This window comes from Halopseudomonas bauzanensis (assembly GCF_900114735.1).
GTDB lineage: Bacteria > Pseudomonadota > Gammaproteobacteria > Pseudomonadales > Pseudomonadaceae > Halopseudomonas > Halopseudomonas bauzanensis.
In genome coordinates this window covers 339,026-352,833 of record NZ_FOUA01000002.1, presented here as the reverse complement: position 1 = coordinate 352,833, position 13,808 = coordinate 339,026, and the positions used below count along the sequence as shown (strand labels likewise).

Here is a 13,808-nt window from a genome sequence, read left to right as displayed (position 1 = left end):
AATATTCTTGTTATCTAATCGGTGTATGTCAGACACTGCAACTGGACGGAGTACCATGGCAGACAAGACCATACTGATCGTAGACGACGAAGCCCCTATCCGGGAAATGATTGCCGTTGCGCTGGAGATGGCCGGATACCGCTGCCTTGAAGCAGAGAATACGCAACAGGCCCATGCTGCCATCATAGATGCCAAACCGGACCTGATCCTGCTGGACTGGATGCTACCGGGCACGACCGGCATCGAACTGGCAAGACGCCTCAAGCGCGACGAGTTGACCAGCGACATTCCCATTATCATGCTCACCGCCAAGGGTGAGGAAGACAACAAGATCCAGGGGCTGGAAGTGGGTGCTGATGATTACATCACCAAGCCGTTCTCACCCCGGGAGCTGGTTGCCCGCCTCAAGGCCGTACTACGCCGCGCCGGTCCGGTGGACGAGGAAGCCCCCATCGAAGTGAATGGTCTGCACCTGGACCCGATTAGCCATCGCGTCACCATTGACGGCGCACCAGCGGAAATCGGCCCGACCGAGTATCGGCTGCTGCAGTTCTTCATGACCCACCAGGAACGCGCCTATACCCGCGGCCAGTTGCTGGACCAGGTCTGGGGCGGCAATGTCTATGTCGAAGAGCGTACCGTGGATGTGCACATCCGTCGTCTGCGCAAGGCTCTGGGTTCCGCCTATGAAGGTCTGGTGCAGACTGTGCGCGGCACGGGTTACCGTTTTTCCACCAAGGGCTGAGGCGCTGCATTGCGGCAGTGTCTACCCATCTGATCCAGGATAATACCAGTGGAAAACAACTGGTTCCGCGCAATCTCAGGCAGACTGTTCTGGCTGCTGCTGGGCTGCCTGCTGATCGGCCTGCTGGTGGGACAACCTGCCTGGGCTCTGGTCATCGGGCTGGCCATCTATCTAGGTTGGATGCTACGCCAACTGCAACGTTTTCAGCACTGGTTGCAAACGCACCCGGGTGAGCCGCCACCGGAAGCCTCCGGCATCTGGGGCGAGATTTTCGATGGCATCTACCGCATGCAGCGCCGCGACAAGCGCATGCGTGGGCGCATGCAGACGGTCATTGAACGCATCCAGGCATCCACCGCAGCACTGAGCGATGCCGTGGTCATGATCGACAAGGATGGTCATCTCGAGTGGTGGAATCACGCCGCCGAAAGCCTGCTCGGCCTGCGCGCGCCCGACGACAGCGGACAGCATGTGCATAACCTGCTGCGCGATCCGCGTTTCGTCCACTATTTCGACCACGGCAATTACCGCGAGCCGCTGGATATTCCCTCTCCCTTGAATATCAACACCTGGCTGCAGTACAACATCACCCGCTACGGCAATGGCGAGCGGCTGTTGCTGGTCCGCGACGTTACCCGGCTGCATAACCTGGAGCAAATGCGCAAGGATTTCGTCGCCAACGTATCCCACGAGCTGCGCACTCCGCTGACCGTGGTAGTCGGTTATCTGGAAACCATGATCGATAGCGATGACGGCAGCAATCCGCGCTGGATGCGGCCGCTGCACCAGATGCAGCAGCAGGCCCGGCGCATGCAGAGCCTGCTCAACGACCTGTTGATGCTCTCGCGCCTAGAGACCTCAGAGGCCCGCGCCGAGGAAAAACCGGTCGATATCGCTCTCATGCTGCCCGGCATCCGCAAGGACGCCCTCGCCGTGTCCGGAGAACGGCAGCACAGCATTTCCATCGACTGCGCCACCCAGGCCCGCATCATGGGATGGGAGTCGGAGTTGCGCAGTGCCATCTCCAACCTGGTGTACAACGCCGTGAAATATACCCAGGATGGCGGTGAGATTCAGATCACCTGGGTGCAGGATGACCGCGGCGCGCGCCTGAGCGTAACGGATAACGGGCCGGGAATCGCCGCCGAACACCTGCATCGGCTGACCGAGCGCTTCTACCGTGTCGACTCCAGCCGCAACAGCACTACCGGCGGCACCGGCCTCGGACTGGCTATCGTCAAACACGTGCTGATGCGCCATCACGGCGAGCTGCAGATCAGCAGCACACCCGGCAAGGGCAGCAGCTTTACCTGCGTATTCCCGGCCGAACGGCTTATCTGAAGAATGAGCCGTCGTTGACGGCTCAGTGACCGCCCTCGGCAATCAGCATCGACAACCACTCCAGCTTGGCCGGGTCCTGGTCGACGAATTTCAGCGTCACCAGCACCCATTCGCAATCCATGCGATCCTCCAGTGCCGCCAGGGTATGCACGTAGCCGTTGATACGGGCCACGCCCTGCTCACCTTCCTGCTCCAGATCCAGCACCGCGCTGTCGAACACTGCCGGCAATTGCTCACCCCGGCGCACCACCAACCGTGCATCGCGCAGGCTAAGGCTCCGGATGACACAGGCGAACTGCTGACCAGCCACGCGCAGTTGCGCCCGAGCCGTTGAGCGTGCTGCTGTCCGGTTATCCACCGGCACGGCCGGCTTCGGGGTTGTGGGTGGGACAGGCGCCGGGCGCGAGCCCAGCAGGCTGGTGATGGTCTCCTGGGCGTGTCCGCCGGTGGCAACGGGACGGGCACGCAACTGCTGCAGCTTGCCAGCCCGCTGCAAGGCCTTGCGCACCTTGGAAATCAGCTGTTCGTTGCTGAACGGCTTACCAACATAGTCGCTGACACCCGCCTTGATGGCCTCGACTACATTGTCGCGGTCACCCCGGCTGGTCACCATGATGAAAGGCGTCTTCTCCTGACCGGATTGGGTGCGAAACCACTGCAGCAATTCCAGGCCGCTCAGCTCTGGCATTTCCCAGTCGCACAGGATCAGGTCGAATGAGGTTCGGGCAAGCAGCTGACGTGCCTTGCTGCCATTCACCGCCTCTTCGATCTGCAGACCCGGGAAATGACTGCGCAGGGCTTTCTTGATCAGGTCACGGATAAAGGGGGCATCATCCACAACCAGAACGGATACACTCGCCATTGAGATTCTCTCTGTCAGTTACCGCCACAGCTTACCCCAGAGTGATGGCAAATACCCAGCAAAGGGCGGCGGCGTGAGACAGCAGAAGGCAGCTGAAGGCAGCAAGAACGTCCGCTGACGCCACGTCAGACTCGACGTGGCGTAGCGGTGAGTCGACTCAGAGCTTGCCGGTCAGAGCATTGAGGAACAGCTGTTGGTATTCAGCGGCGGTCAACTGACGCGCATTGGTGCGAGCAGTGACGTCCTTGATCGACATTTCGCCGATCAGCTCGGCCTTGGAATCATCCACACCGATCTCGGCCAGGGTATGCGGCAGGCCCAATTCGGCGCGCAAATTCAGTACCCAATCCAGCATGCCATTGAAGTCCGCATGGGGCAGGCCCAGGTAGCGGGCAGCACGGGCCATCTCCGGCTCGATCACCGAGCGGTTGGCCTGCATGACATAGGGCATGACGATGGCATTGAGCAGACCATGATGCGAGTCATACAACGCGCCGATGCTATGGGACACCGCGTGAATCGCGCCCAGGCCGCGCTGGAAAGCAGTTGCACCCATGCTCGACGCTACCAGCATCTGCAGCCGCGCATCGATGTCATTGCCGTTGCGTACAGCGCGCGGCAGGTATTCCTTGACCAGGCGCATGCCTTCCAACGCGATGCCTTCAGCCATCGGATGGAACGTCGGCGCGAGGAAGGCCTCCAGGTTATGTGCCAGAGCGTCCATCCCGGTAGCCGCAGTCAGCTTCGCGGGCAAGCCCAGGGTCAGCTCAGGGTCCAGAATGACGATCGCCGGGGTCATCTTGGGATGGAAGATAATGCGCTTGGCATGATTCTCCTCATCGGTAATGACCGAGGCATTACCCACCTCGGAGCCGGTACCCGCCGTAGTCGGGACCGCGACGACCGGCAGCATCAGGCTGGCATCGATAGTGGCCGGGTTACGCGCTTCCCACAGAGAGCAGTTCTGTCTGCCCACCAATGCCACCGCCTTGGCCGCATCGATGGCCGAGCCACCGCCGAAGGCGATCACGCCGTCATGATTGCCCGCCTTGAGCGCAGCGATGCCATCGGCCACGTTGCCGCCGGTGGGGTTGCCTTTGATCGCGCTGAACAGACCGATTTCCAGTCCGGCTTCACGGCATACCTGCAAAGCCTGCTCGACAATCGGCAGCGCGGCCAGACCCGGGTCAGTGATCAGCAACGGCGCCTTCATCCCCAACTGCCCGCAACATTTGGCCAGTTCACGAATACGCCCAGCGCCGACACGAACGTTGGTGGGATAGCTCCAGTTGTTGCTGTAGGACGTGATTTCCATTTACTCTCCTGAGATATCAGATAAATGACGCGGCCGCGCGATCAATCCAGCACAAATAGATCGTTCGGATACACATTGAATTTATGTACCGCAAAATACCCAAACATGCGCTCCGCGTCCAACCAAATCCACCTGCGGCAATCTGACTACTTGAAATAACCCGTTACCTAAGCCATCTTAGACACATACCTGCCGCAGAGACTGACGCGCATAAGCAGGAGCTGCATCCATATTAGCCTTCGAGGATATATCATGAAGTTCTATCTGTTGCCCTTGGTCGCCGCAGCCGCCCTGACAGCTGCTCACTCAGCCTCTGCCGCTGAAGAATTGTTCCAGAGTAAGGTATGTGTCGCCTGCCACACCGTTGATACCAAACTCGTCGGTCCGGCTATGAAGGAAGTCGCTGCCAAGTACGGCGAGCAGGCCGATGGCAAGGAGCACATCATGGCCAGCATCCAGAATGGTTCCAGCGGTATCTGGGGCCCGATCCCCATGCCGCCGAACCAGGTAACCGAAGAAGAAGCCGGCAAGCTGGCCGACTGGATTCTCTCGCTGAACTAAGCGACATCCGCACAGCAGTGCCGACAAGGGGCTGAGTCTGATTGACTCGGCCCTTTTTGTTTGTGCGTGAACCGCAGCCATCTCAGTCGCCCGTCTGTTCTCCAGCCCGTGGCAGGATATAGTCATCCTGCTGGTGTACCAGTTCCTCCACTCCGGGTGAATGATATACCTCAAGGCATCCGGCAAAGGCATTCGCCCCGCCCTGCTTCATGTGCACCGGCTCGTTGATCATGGCCTCGCGAAAATAATCTGCCACTACCGCATAAGGATCGTGCAGAGTCTCCAGTGTATCTTCGTCCTGATGAATCCGATGCTGACCCCGGCCCAGGAAATAATAAGCGCCGACCGCCTCTGCCACATCATCCCTGAGCGCTCCCGGCTGTGGATAAGCTGTCAGCAGGCAACGGGACAATCCATAATTCTTCAAAGACTGGCGGGCCGCCAATGTCGCCTCGGATGGCGTGGCCCAGACGGGCGCGCCCGTGGCCAGCGCCAGGAAAAACATGAGCGGTTTCATTTGAGTTCCCAATACAGAATGCGGGTAAGCGATACCCGGGCGTTATAGCTATGGCTATTCGGGTTTTGGTAGTCCGTACCATCACCGGCCCGGGTGTCATCCCAGAGGGTGACATGTCCAGTGGCATCACTCCAGCCCGACACCTCCATCACGATAAGCCCCTTGAGTCCCGCCAGCTGCCCTGCCTGGGCTGGCTGCAACACCTTATCGGCGCTGCCCCAATTGTGCTTCACGAAGTGGATGATGTCATCGACCCGCATAATGTAGGGCTGGCCGTCATCGCCACGAACCCGGTAAATCGGCGTAGCGGGAATGATTGTGCCTCGTGGAATCGCGTAGCCTCCATGGTTGAAGGCTCGGCTCATGCGCAGCGCACAAGCGTTGGTATAAGCCTCTGGATTGGCCCGGCGATGCCTGGCCACATCTCCGCCCACGAGTTCATACACGTCCGGGGCGGCCATAGCTCCCACTTCGGCATACGCGTCCCACAAGGACTGGAACGCGGGGCGTTTGATTTCCAGGCGGGTCGAGGCACTCCCAGCGGTGGCGATAAGACTGGTCATCAGAGTACTCCTTGCAGGTCCAAATGCTGATTTTTCAGCACCTCCGGTATAAATACCGTACCGTCCGCCTGTACGGTTCCGGTCACCGTCTTGTCGAGCGGCCCCTGTAAGTGTATTTCCACCGTCTCACCAAGCTCGTAGCCGGTGGTTTCGGCGTGCAGATTGAGATCGATATAAAAACGCGAGGTATCGGATATCGGCGCCTGACTCTCACTATAGGACCAGTAGATGCGATCAATGGATTTGTGCACTACGGTATTATTGAAGAGGAAGGCGCCGGCAGCAGTTCCGCCACTGGCCCGACTGCCAATATGCACGGTACCGTCAGCCAACAGCGTATTCGAGCCGGCCGGGCAGCCGCAGGCGACGTAGTCGCCGGCCCGCGCCGCCGGTCCCGCTGGCAGAACTACTGTTCTGGGTCCGACAGCCATGATGGGGCCGATGCCTTTGCGGCAAGCGGGGCAGCTTGCCTGATGACCGACCGAGCTGGCCACCAGGCCATCGAACATGATGCCGGGATTGCCTTCGATCACTGTGCCGCCGGTAGAGGTCTTGGAGCCTACGCCTATCTTGATCATCGCCGTCCCTGTTTTCCTGATAAATCCTGTGGATTGAGGCAGCGATGATCCTAGCGAAGCCCCGAGGCAGGTCAAGGCACTTGCTGTCTGGATGAGAGGTGCATCACAGCGTTGGCACATCACCCATTACCCAAGGCGGCTGACAGTCGATATGCTGGGACAACTTACGCTCCTGCCATGACATCTGCCGAGGTACGCAATGAACCCTATTACCTACTGTCTGGCTGGTATGATGCTGTTGATGCTGGCTGCGGGCGCGCAGGCAGCGACGATGCGGTGTGACAGCGGCCTGATTTCCACGGGCGACACCATCCTGGTTGTCATGGAAAAGTGCGGTGAGCCGGCTTCCCGGCAGGTGAATCATCCTGAGGTCGATACAGCCGGCCAGACCGTGCAGGGCGCGGTCATGGTTGAGCACTGGTTATACGGCCCAACCCATGGCATGTCCTACCATCTGCGCTTTATCGATGGACGGCTGGTGCAGATTCGCAGCCAGCGGTAATACTGCCGAGATCAATCCTCGGCAGCATTATCCGTGGAGACACTGCCCTCCACCTGCTCGGCCATCCGCTTGAGGCCGACGTGCCGTACGTTGGTGCCTTCGACCATGTGGATCACGTGCTCGGCGACGTTACGGGCGTGATCACCGACACGCTCCAGCGAACGCAGCACCCAGAGGATGTTCAATACGCGGCTGATCGAGCGCGGATCTTCCATCATGTAGGTGACCATTTCGCGCATGGCGGTCTTGTATTCCCGGTCGACGACCTTGTCTTCGCGCGCCACTTCCAGCGCCTGCTGGCTGTCGTAGCGGGCGAAGGAGTCCAGCGACTGCTGCACCATCTTGTGTACGTGATAGCCGATGTGACGGCATTCAACGTACCCACGCGGTGCCTGACCTTCTTCAATCAGTTGCAGCGCCCGACGGGCGATTTTCGAGGCTTCATCACCAATGCGTTCCAGATCGACAATGATCTTGCTGATATTCACTACCAGGCGCAGGTCGCTGGCAGCGGGTTGCCGACGGGCCAGAATGCGCATGCAATCTTCGTCGATCATACGCTCCATGTCATTGATGACCCGGTCGTTTACACGCACGTGCTCGGCGAGCTTGCCATCCGCTTCGATCAGCGCGGTCAGGGCGTCGTGTACCTGCTTCTCCACCAGCCCACCCATTTCCAACAGCCGGGTGCGGAGCGACTCCAGCTCTTCGTTGAATTGCTGGGAAATGTGCTGGGTGAAGCTATCTATATCTTTATTCATGGCGACTCTCCTCACGGACTAGCCGTAGCGGCCGGTGATGTAATCTTCGGTCTGTTTCTGGGTCGGGTTGGTGAAGAGAGTGTTGGTATCACCGAACTCTATCAGCTCGCCCATGTACATGAACGCCGTGTAGTCCGAAACCCGCGCCGCCTGCTGCATGTTGTGGGTAACGATGACGATGGTGAACTTGTCCTTCAGCTCGTGGATCAGCTCCTCGATCTTCAGTGTCGAAATCGGGTCCAGCGCTGAGGCCGGCTCGTCGAGCAGCAGCACTTCGGGCTCCACGGCGATGGTACGGGCAATCACCAGACGCTGCTGCTGACCACCGGACAGGCCCAATGCCGATTCATGCAGGCGATCCTTGACCTCGTCCCACAAGGCCGCGCCGTTGAGCGCCCACTCGACCATTTCATCCAGGGTGCGCTTGTTGTTGACGCCCTGGATACGCAACCCGTAGGCAACGTTTTCATAGATCGACTTGGGGAACGGGTTAGGCTTCTGGAAGACCATGCCGACCCGGCGACGCAGGTTGGACACGTTCACGCCCTTGGCATAGATATCCTTGCCGTCGAGCAGGATCTGGCCGTCGATACGGCAACCATCAACCAGATCATTCATCCGGTTGAAGCAGCGCAGCAAGGTCGACTTACCGCAACCGGACGGGCCGATAAAAGCGGTGACCCGGTTACGCGGGATCTGGATGTTCACGTCGAACAATGCCTGCTTGCTGCCATAAAACAAGCTCAGACCAGGCACATCGAGGGCGATGGTTTCCTGATCCATGCTCAGCACCTGCTGCGAGCGCTCCAGAGCGCTCATATCCATTGCATGGGTTTTGCTGCTATTGGACATAATTCTGTATCCGCGTCGTAAAGGTTGAGACGATCAGTTTTCCAGCGCCTTGTATTTTTCGCGCAGGTGGTTACGTATCGCGACCGCCGAGAAATTCAGCAGGGCGATCACTGCGACCAGCAATAACGCCGTCGCGTAGACCAGCGGCCGCGCGGCCTCGACGTTGGGGCTTTGGAAACCGACATCATAGATATGGAAACCAAGGTGCATGAACTTCTGGTCCAGGTGCAGATAAGGATAGTTGCCATTCACCGCCAGTGACGGTGCCAGCTTGACCACACCTACCAGCATCAGCGGGGCTACTTCGCCAGCCGCGCGGGCTACCGCCAGGATCAGACCGGTCATCATCGCCGGGCTGGACATCGGCAGGATGATCTTCCACAGGGTTTCCGATTTGGTCGCGCCCAGCGCCAGGGAGCCTTCGCGCAGGGAGCGGGGAATCCGTGTCAGACCTTCTTCGGTGGAGACGATCACCACCGGCACCGTCAGCAGCGCCAGGGTCAGCGAGGCCCACAGCATACCGCCGGTACCGAAGGTCGGTGTCGGCAGCGCCTCGGGGAAGAACAGCGAATCGATGCTGCCACCAAGGAAGTAGATAAAGAAGCCCAGACCGAACACACCATAGACGATCGAGGGTACCCCCGCCAGGTTGTTGACCGCGATCCTGATGGTGCGAGTCACCACGCCTTGTTTGGCATATTCGCGCAGGTAAACCGCCGCCAGCACACCAAACGGCGTGACTACCACCGACATGATCAACACCATCAGCACCGTACCGAAGATCGCCGGGAATACGCCGCCTTCCGTGTTGGCCTCACGCGGCTCGTCGCTGACGAACTCCCACAGCTTGGCGAAGTAGTGCCCGATCTTGTCTAGGGTGGTCATGCTGTTGGGCTGGAAGGCACGCACGACCTTGCTGAGATTGATCTCCTTCTCACGGCCGTCCGACACCCGCGCCGTCAGGCTGTCGCGGTTGAACTCCTGATACAGCCCCATCAGGTGCTGCTCCAGCTCGGCATACTCATTGTTCAGCGCGGTACGCTCGGCTTCCAGTGCGGCTTCCAGCTCGGGCGTCAGCTCGTTGCGCATCTCATAGCCGCGCTCCTGCAGGCGCACCCGCTCCAGGCCGGAGTTGATGCGGCCGATGTCGGACTTTTCCAGCTGCTGGATATCGTCATAGATAGCCAGTGCGCGATCCATCGCCTGCTCCAGCGCCGGCCAGGCATCGGCGCCGGTGGCGACAACCTCACCATTCTGGCGCACGTCGGTCAGGTAGCCATAGAAGTTGCCCCACTCCCGACGTTCGATGACGATGATATCTTCCGGCGTGCGTATATTTTCCAGCCACTCACCGACCACCCAGCGGAAATCGGCACCATAGAGGTCCCGGTTACCGACCTTGAGCAACTGGCGCTCCATGAAGCTTTCGTTTTCCGCATCCACCGGCAGGCCGGCCCCGGCGAGACGCGCCGCAGGCACCTCTTCCCGGCTATTGACCTCGCCCATAATGATCAGGGATTCCTGCCCCGGGATACGGTACTGTGCCTCGATCACATCCGCAGGCCAGAAGTGGCTGAGCCCGCGCACGGCGATCAATATCAGCAGACCCAGGGTCATGACCACCGCGATGGAGACCGCACCGGCGTTCATCCAGATCCACGGGCTGCCGCTTTTGCACCAGGCTTTGAAAGTATTCTGTTTCACTGTGTCGATTCCTGTTATCCGTGGGCCTTAGAGCGATGCGTACTTCTTGCGCAGGCGCTGACGGATCAGTTCGGCCAAGGTGTTCATCACGAAGGTGAAACTCAGCAGCACCAAGGCTGCCAGGAACAGCACACGGTAATGAGTACTGCCCACCTCGGATTCGGGCATTTCCACCGCGATGTTGGCCGACAAGGTGCGCATACCTTCGAAGATATTCATGTCCATGATCGCCGTGTTGCCGGTGGCCATCAGCACGATCATGGTTTCACCCACGGCGCGCCCCATGCCGATCATCACAGCGGAGAAGATACCCGGGCTGGCGGTCAGAATGACCACCCGGCTCATCGTCTGCCAGGGCGTCGCGCCCAGCGCCAGCGAGCCCTGAGTCAAATGCCGCGGCACGCTGAAGACGGCATCCTCGGCAATCGAGTAGATAGTCGGGATAACCGCAAAGCCCATCGCCAGACCAACCACCAGGGCGTTACGCTGGTCAAAATCGATACCCAGGTCATGGGTAAGGTACATGCGCATGTCGCCACCGAAGAACCATGCTTCCAGGTAGATGCTCATCTCAAAGCTGAACCAGCCGATGATCAGCAGCACCGGTACCAGCAGCAATGCTTCCCAACCATCGGGAACCACGAACCGCACCTTCTCCGGCATCTTGCTCCAGGCGAAGGCAAAGGCAATGAAGGCGATCGGCGTGAGGATCAGCAGGCTGACGATCCCCGGCAGGTTGGTCTCCAACAAAGGGGCCAGCCATAGACCAGCAAGAAAGCCCAGGATTACCGTCGGCAGCGCTTCCATCAGCTCGATGATCGGCTTGACCTTACGGCGCATGGCCGGGGCCATGAAGTAGGCCGTATAGACCGCGGCGGCAATCGCCAGCGGGGTCGCCAGGATCATTGCGTAGAAGGCGGCCTTCAGGGTGCCGAAGGTCAGCGGCGCGAGACTCAGCTTAGGCTCAAATTCGGTGCTTCCAGAGCTGGACTGCCAGACGTAATCGGGTTCGGGATAGCTCTCATACCAGACCTTGCCCCACAGCGCCGACCAGGAGATCTCCGGGTGCGGGTTGTCCACCTTCCAGGCACTGATCTGACCATCAGTATGCTCGACCAACAGATCGGCGGCGCGCGGCCCGATGCTATAAGCCGCTACCGACCGGTCATCCACCGACTCCACCATCAGGTTCTGGTGCGCAGTGGTGTTGTAGAAGCCCAGACGGCCTTTCTCATCAGCGGCGAGGAAGACCTTGCGCCGCTCTTCACCTTGAATATCGGTGATCGCGGTGCCTTTCTGCGCATCGAAGCTGCGGACCAGAGTCAGTTTCGAGGTGCCCTCACCGCGCACCATAAACCACTGGTTCAGGTTGCCCTCGTTATCGCCGATGATCAGCGAAATGCCACCCAGCAACAGGTTGGCCGCAGTCACCTTGCGGTCAGCGCCCTCAACGACGGGGTAGCGCTCCAGCAGCGCGCCGTCCTGGCGCAGCGCGTAGACGTTGACGTACTGATTACCGTTGAATACGTACATCCACTGCAGCAGCGGATCGACCAGCACCTTTTGGATATCACCACTCACTGGCGCCAACGGAATCTGTTGTTGGTCAACGCTGACCTCACCGGTCATTAGGTTCTCGCGGCTGCTGATGCGGGTGTAGACCAAATTGCGTCCAACGCTACCGATCAGCGCCATATTGTCGCCGTTCACGCGCATGGTCACGCTGTCCAGGGCGCGGCCCTGTTCATCCAGCGTCAGCGGCTCGCTGCCGTAAGGAAACACCAGCGAAGGCGTGATCAACCGGCGATCTTCAGGGTAGGTAACGCGATAATCATGTCGACCGATAATGACCTGGCCGTTGCTCAGGCCCACCACGAACTGACGTGAGGTGGGGCTTTCCACATTGAAACTGGTGATCTGCGCGCCGTCCGGGATCGGCAGTTGCTGCTCGCTGATCAGTGCGCCATCAGCCGTCTGGAAGAACGCCAGCTGGCCACTCTCGGCCAGCCGTACGCCGACCTCGGCCTGCTCCTCCATAGCCAGCATCAGGGGCGCACCGCTGTTGGCAGCCCAAGCTGGCTGATACCGCGTGCGCTCCTCCAGATCGGCCCCACTGAATAGCGGCAGCACCTCGGATAGCAGATAAAGGAAGATGAGCAAGATAGCAGCAATCACCCCCAGGCCACCGACCGCCACATACCAGCGGGTAAAGTGATCCTTGAAGTGGCGTACCTTGCGGTGGCGTTGCATCGCTTTGGTATCAAAGTCGATACGAGTGTCTTGGGGGGATGATTGCATATTCATGGCGCCACCCTACAGGGCAAATATGACAGATTAATTACAGCGAGAAGGCGAAAAAGGGGTGTGCTCGAAGCACACCCCTTTCGCTGGGCATCCATGCCCTCAATAGTCCTTTGCTTACATGTCCAGCTCTTTGTAGACCTTGTCTACGACGCGCTTGGGCATCGGCACGTAGCCGTCCTTGAATACAACTTCCTGACCTTCCTTCGATAGCATCAGCTTGACGAATTCGCGCTCCAACGGTGCCAGTTCCTTGTTCGGCGCCTTATTCACGTAGACGTACAGGAAGCGCGACAGCGGGTACTCACCGGAGACGGCATTCTCGGGAGTAGCGTCAACGAACTCGGCGCCTTCTTCAGCGGCCAGCGGCACAGTGCGGACGCTGGAAGTACGGTAACCGATACCGGAATAACCGATAGCGTTCAGCGACTGGCTGATCGACTGCACCACGGAAGCGGAACCGGGCTGCTCGTTCACACCGCTCTTGAAATCACCCTTGCACAGAGCAACTTCCTTGAAGTAGCCATAGGTGCCGGAAACCGAGTTGCGACCGTACAGCTGGATGTCGCGGTTTGCCCACTGACCGTCGAGGCCAGCCTGACCCCAGGTAGTGATGTCACTGTCATTGCCGCACAGACGAGTAGAGGAGAACACGGCGTCCAGCTGAGCCATGGTCAGACCTTCAATGGGGTTATCCTTGTGTGCAAACACAGCCAGAGCGTCGATAGCGACAGGGATCTCGACCGGCTTGTAGCCATACTTCTCTTCGAATGCCTGCAGCTCGCTATCCTTCATCTTGCGGCTCATCGGCGCCAGGCTGGAAGTGCCCTCGGTCAGTGCCGGTGGCGCAGTAGAAGAACCGGCGGCCTGGATCTGCACGTTGACGTTCGGATAGTGACGTTTGAACTCTTCGGCCCACAAGGTCATCATGTTGGCCAGGGAGTCGGAACCCACGCTGGACAGATTGCCGGAAACGCCACCTACCCGCTCGTAGGCTTTCAGATCTGCATCAACGTTGGCAAAGCTGGTGCCTGCGGCCATCCCGGCAGCGGCAACAGTGATAGCGGCGCACAGTCGCTTCATTTTCATGTCTTTCTCCTGGTGAGGTAGTGTTAGCAACACGCGACTCAGTATCGGGAGCCGATGTGACAACTCTATGCCCGGATTATGACAATTGGATGAAAAAGCGCTGTCAAAGTGCCGGCA

At 59.3% G+C, this 13,808-nt stretch carries 14 protein-coding genes; 4 read left to right on the top strand and 10 right to left on the bottom strand.

Translation table 11 applies throughout. The features are described 5' to 3' along the window. Nucleotides 1–55: 55 nt before the first annotated feature. Nucleotides 56–745, top strand: a complete 690-nt coding sequence (gene phoB / locus BM267_RS08050) for a phosphate regulon transcriptional regulator PhoB (RefSeq protein ID WP_036991775.1) — start codon at nucleotides 56–58, stop codon at nucleotides 743–745. Nucleotides 746–793: 48 nt separating this feature from the next. Next, on the top strand, nucleotides 794–2,086 hold the full coding sequence (gene phoR, locus BM267_RS08045) for a phosphate regulon sensor histidine kinase PhoR (RefSeq protein WP_074778878.1): 1,293 nt from the start codon (nucleotides 794–796) through the stop codon (nucleotides 2,084–2,086). A 22-nt stretch (nucleotides 2,087–2,108) separates the two neighbouring features. On the opposite strand, the gene BM267_RS08040 is transcribed toward phoR, so the two are convergent. Then, nucleotides 2,109–2,948, bottom strand: coding sequence for a response regulator (locus BM267_RS08040; protein ID WP_036991772.1), 840 nt, complete (start codon nucleotides 2,946–2,948; stop codon nucleotides 2,109–2,111). A 157-nt stretch (nucleotides 2,949–3,105) separates the two neighbouring features. Beyond that, a complete protein-coding gene (locus tag BM267_RS08035; RefSeq protein WP_074778880.1) occupies nucleotides 3,106–4,263 on the bottom strand; it encodes an iron-containing alcohol dehydrogenase in 1,158 nt (385 codons plus the stop codon). Between the two features lie 252 nt (nucleotides 4,264–4,515). Here BM267_RS08035 and BM267_RS08030 point away from each other — a divergent pair, with 252 nt between their 5' ends. After that, entirely contained in the window at nucleotides 4,516–4,824 is a 309-nt protein-coding gene (locus BM267_RS08030) for a c-type cytochrome (protein ID WP_036991770.1), read from the top strand. 82 nt (nucleotides 4,825–4,906) lie between these two features. Here BM267_RS08030 and BM267_RS08025 read toward each other — a convergent pair whose 3' ends face one another. From BM267_RS08025 to BM267_RS08015, 3 genes are read right to left on the bottom strand one after another with little or no spacing between them, the layout of a single operon-like run. Continuing rightward, nucleotides 4,907–5,341 (bottom strand): hypothetical protein, encoded by a 435-nt coding sequence (locus tag BM267_RS08025; RefSeq protein WP_074778882.1) that lies wholly within the window; start codon nucleotides 5,339–5,341, stop codon nucleotides 4,907–4,909. Then, entirely contained in the window at nucleotides 5,338–5,904 is a 567-nt protein-coding gene (locus tag BM267_RS08020; RefSeq protein ID WP_074778884.1) for a T6SS effector amidase Tae4 family protein, read from the bottom strand. The genes BM267_RS08025 and BM267_RS08020 overlap by 4 nt, the downstream gene beginning before the upstream one ends. Next, a complete protein-coding gene (locus BM267_RS08015) occupies nucleotides 5,904–6,482 on the bottom strand; it encodes a PAAR domain-containing protein (RefSeq protein WP_074778886.1) in 579 nt (192 codons plus the stop codon). The genes BM267_RS08020 and BM267_RS08015 overlap by 1 nt, the downstream gene beginning before the upstream one ends. Before the next feature lie 199 nt (nucleotides 6,483–6,681). On the opposite strand from BM267_RS08015, the gene BM267_RS08010 reads away from it, so the two are divergent. After that, the gene (locus tag BM267_RS08010) at nucleotides 6,682–6,984 is read left to right on the top strand and encodes a DUF2845 domain-containing protein (RefSeq protein ID WP_074778888.1); all 303 of its coding nucleotides are present in this window, start codon (nucleotides 6,682–6,684) and stop codon (nucleotides 6,982–6,984) included. 11 nt (nucleotides 6,985–6,995) lie between these two features. Here the strand turns inward: BM267_RS08010 and phoU are convergent, their stop codons facing one another. The 5 genes from phoU to BM267_RS07985 form a co-directional block, all read right to left on the bottom strand. Further along, nucleotides 6,996–7,745, bottom strand: coding sequence for a phosphate signaling complex protein PhoU (phoU, locus tag BM267_RS08005; RefSeq protein WP_036991767.1), 750 nt, complete (start codon nucleotides 7,743–7,745; stop codon nucleotides 6,996–6,998). 18 nt (nucleotides 7,746–7,763) lie between these two features. Beyond that, nucleotides 7,764–8,597: a phosphate ABC transporter ATP-binding protein PstB gene (gene pstB, locus BM267_RS08000; RefSeq protein WP_036991766.1), complete on the bottom strand. Its 834-nt coding sequence runs from the start codon at nucleotides 8,595–8,597 to the stop codon at nucleotides 7,764–7,766. A gap of 33 nt (nucleotides 8,598–8,630) precedes the next feature. After that, nucleotides 8,631–10,247 carry a phosphate ABC transporter permease PstA gene (gene pstA / locus BM267_RS07995; RefSeq protein ID WP_407920271.1) on the bottom strand — a complete coding sequence of 539 codons (1,617 nt, stop codon included), beginning with the start codon at nucleotides 10,245–10,247 and terminating at the stop codon, nucleotides 8,631–8,633. An 81-nt stretch (nucleotides 10,248–10,328) separates the two neighbouring features. Beyond that, nucleotides 10,329–12,605, bottom strand: a complete 2,277-nt coding sequence (locus tag BM267_RS07990; protein WP_036991764.1) for an ABC transporter permease subunit — start codon at nucleotides 12,603–12,605, stop codon at nucleotides 10,329–10,331. Between the two features lie 114 nt (nucleotides 12,606–12,719). Continuing rightward, complete coding sequence (locus BM267_RS07985) at nucleotides 12,720–13,691, bottom strand: PstS family phosphate ABC transporter substrate-binding protein (RefSeq protein ID WP_036991763.1); 972 nt, start codon at nucleotides 13,689–13,691, stop codon at nucleotides 12,720–12,722. Nucleotides 13,692–13,808 lie beyond the last annotated feature (117 nt).

What these genes read in the sequence shown, in the direction of transcription:
- BM267_RS07990 (WP_036991764.1), bottom strand. Translation starts at nt 12,605, where the DNA reads ATGAATATGCAATCATCCCCCCAAGACACTCGTATCGACTTTGATACC.
- BM267_RS08035 (WP_074778880.1), bottom strand. Translation starts at nt 4,263, where the DNA reads ATGGAAATCACGTCCTACAGCAACAACTGGAGCTATCCCACCAACGTT.
- pstB (WP_036991766.1), bottom strand. Translation starts at nt 8,597, where the DNA reads ATGTCCAATAGCAGCAAAACCCATGCAATGGATATGAGCGCTCTGGAG.
- BM267_RS08025 (WP_074778882.1), bottom strand. Translation starts at nt 5,341, where the DNA reads ATGAAACCGCTCATGTTTTTCCTGGCGCTGGCCACGGGCGCGCCCGTC.
- BM267_RS08040 (WP_036991772.1), bottom strand. Translation starts at nt 2,948, where the DNA reads ATGGCGAGTGTATCCGTTCTGGTTGTGGATGATGCCCCCTTTATCCGT.
- BM267_RS08020 (WP_074778884.1), bottom strand. Translation starts at nt 5,904, where the DNA reads ATGACCAGTCTTATCGCCACCGCTGGGAGTGCCTCGACCCGCCTGGAA.
- pstA (WP_407920271.1), bottom strand. Translation starts at nt 10,247, where the DNA reads ATGAACGCCGGTGCGGTCTCCATCGCGGTGGTCATGACCCTGGGTCTG.
- BM267_RS08010 (WP_074778888.1), top strand. Translation starts at nt 6,682, where the DNA reads ATGAACCCTATTACCTACTGTCTGGCTGGTATGATGCTGTTGATGCTG.
- phoU (WP_036991767.1), bottom strand. Translation starts at nt 7,745, where the DNA reads ATGAATAAAGATATAGATAGCTTCACCCAGCACATTTCCCAGCAATTC.
- BM267_RS08030 (WP_036991770.1), top strand. Translation starts at nt 4,516, where the DNA reads ATGAAGTTCTATCTGTTGCCCTTGGTCGCCGCAGCCGCCCTGACAGCT.
- BM267_RS07985 (WP_036991763.1), bottom strand. Translation starts at nt 13,691, where the DNA reads ATGAAAATGAAGCGACTGTGCGCCGCTATCACTGTTGCCGCTGCCGGG.
- phoB (WP_036991775.1), top strand. Translation starts at nt 56, where the DNA reads ATGGCAGACAAGACCATACTGATCGTAGACGACGAAGCCCCTATCCGG.
- BM267_RS08015 (WP_074778886.1), bottom strand. Translation starts at nt 6,482, where the DNA reads ATGATCAAGATAGGCGTAGGCTCCAAGACCTCTACCGGCGGCACAGTG.